1 protein-coding gene is annotated in these 2080 nt (G+C 61.2%); it reads left to right on the forward strand.

The genetic code is table 11. The features are described from left to right. Window positions 1–464: 464 nt before the first annotated feature. Window positions 465–2080: GumC family protein (locus tag FJ958_RS31375; protein WP_140749990.1), on the forward strand; the 1616-nt coding region annotated here is incomplete at its 3' end.

Genomic DNA, 2080 nt, shown 5'->3' on the forward strand with positions numbered 1-2080 from the left:
GTTCATCTGCAATATCTGGACAAAAGAGCCTGAGCGCTTCAGACTCAATCCAATCCATCAAATGCCGGGACTAAACACTTAGTCTGTCTCAGTCGCATTCGAAAGAACTCGGACCGACCGGGGGCTATCTCGATCGGCGCGCGTGCAACGAAAAGCTTGCGCGCCATTGTGTGGTCCCCAGGCGGTTTGCTTCATTCAGATAGACGAGGACAATGAGCAAGCTTGCCCCTAGCGTGGCTTGAGCGGCCGGGCCACAAGCTTTTCGCCGATATACGCTTTGACGGAGAGGGGATTTTTGACACTGCAAAGGTCGACGCCAGTTGGCGGGATCACGTGGATGGAAGGCAGGATTATTCTTGCGACCTTTGTGGTGCTCATGTTCCAAGCGTGGCGCAACGAAGCCACGCAGCCACCGGCGCCGGCAACGCGCCTCTCTCATCATATCGAACTGACAGGGGGTTGAGATGGAAGGTTCCGTAGCTGGCCGCGCCAAACGTCCGCGCACCACGCAAATGGCCGTCGCTGCGCTCGAAACAAATCCGCGGATGAGGCAACCGCTAAGCGAGCCCCTGGAGCCGTCGTCTCCTTTCCGTCAGCTTGTCGTCACCTTGGCGACGAGAAAATGGTTCTTGCTTGCCATCGCCGTTCTGGGTGGCGTCCTTGCTGGTCTCGCCGGTCTTGCTCGTCCGGTGCTGTATGAGGCGGCGACGCAGGTGATCATCGACGCTCCAACCGGCGGTGCCGGCTCGGTTCAGGATTTGCTGGATTCGAGCATCGATGACCATCTGACGATGCTCTCCTCGCAAGCCCATTTGCGTCGAGTTCTGGCGTCGCTGCGCAAGGCGCAGGCAACCAACGCTGCCGGAAAAAGTGGTTCCAGCCTCGTTCCCGCCGATCAGCACACTGCGGGCTCGTTCGTGGGCGATCTCCTGAACCGGGTCTGGCCACAGGGCAAGCCGGCGGCAGGAAGTCCGGAAGCGGCGGACGCGGCCGAGCTCAAGGCGCTTCGGAACGGAATGAGGGTCGGACAAGAGCTGCGGTCGCGGGTCATCACCATCGGCTTCACCGATGCCAGTCCGGCTCGTGCTGCGCTTGTCGCGAACACATTCGCTCAGGTCTATATTGACGACCTCATACAGAAACGACGTGCATCGGATCAGCTCGAACTGCAATCGCTCGTCGCCGGCCTGCCGCAAGTGCAAAGCGATCTGGTCGACGCAGCCAACCGTCTGGAGACGTATCGGCTGACCCACGGCGCCGTCGATCAAAGTGCGGCAAACAATGCGGCCAATGAGAGAGCGGAACTCAGCCGACAGATTTCCCTGTCGAAAGCCGATCTCTCCGCCTCGGAAGCGCGTCTTCAACGTATCGAGGATCTGCGGAAGGCGGGCGCGCCCGTTTCGGCGGTCGCTGAAGAAATCGGATCGCCGGTGCTGGCCGACTTGGTGGCTCGCCAGCCGGGCGCTGGTGCGGACGAGGATCTGGGGAATGCGATCAACCGAGAGATGGAACAGGACATCGCGCGCATCGCAGCCGAGGCAAAAGTCTACCGCGCCCAGGTCGCGGCGCTGGAAGAACACGAAAGGGTGCTCGACGCGGCGGTGGCCGACACCGCGAGCCAGCTTTCCGGCTTGCGTGCCCTCGAGCCTCAGGTGGCCATCGTAACGCAGCGATACAACGAGCGCCTTGGCCGGCGACAGGATTTGATACAGCACATCGCCGCTCCTTCACCCGGTGTAGCGATCCTTTCGACGGCATGGCCGCCGTCAACTCCGAAGACGCTGCCGGCAGTTTTCCTGGTCCCGCCCGGCATGATCGTGTTCGGCCTAATGGGCGCGATTTTCGTCATGGTCCGCAACGCCTTCAATCAGACCTTGCGCAGTGAAGCCGAGGCCGAAGCCGAGCTTGGGATTCCGTGCGTGGGGCTGCTTCCCAAGATTTCGGGACTTCACGCGAAACAGTTGCGGCATCTGGTTCTGAGCCAGTTGACCTCGCCGTTCAGCCGTGCCGTGACGTCCGTTCTTGTCACCGCTGCGCCAACTCAGGGGAGGGGGCATCCGCCACACATCATCCTCATAAC

It is taken from the genome of Mesorhizobium sp. B2-3-5 (assembly GCF_006442395.1).
In the GTDB taxonomy this organism is placed as follows: domain Bacteria; phylum Pseudomonadota; class Alphaproteobacteria; order Rhizobiales; family Rhizobiaceae; genus Mesorhizobium.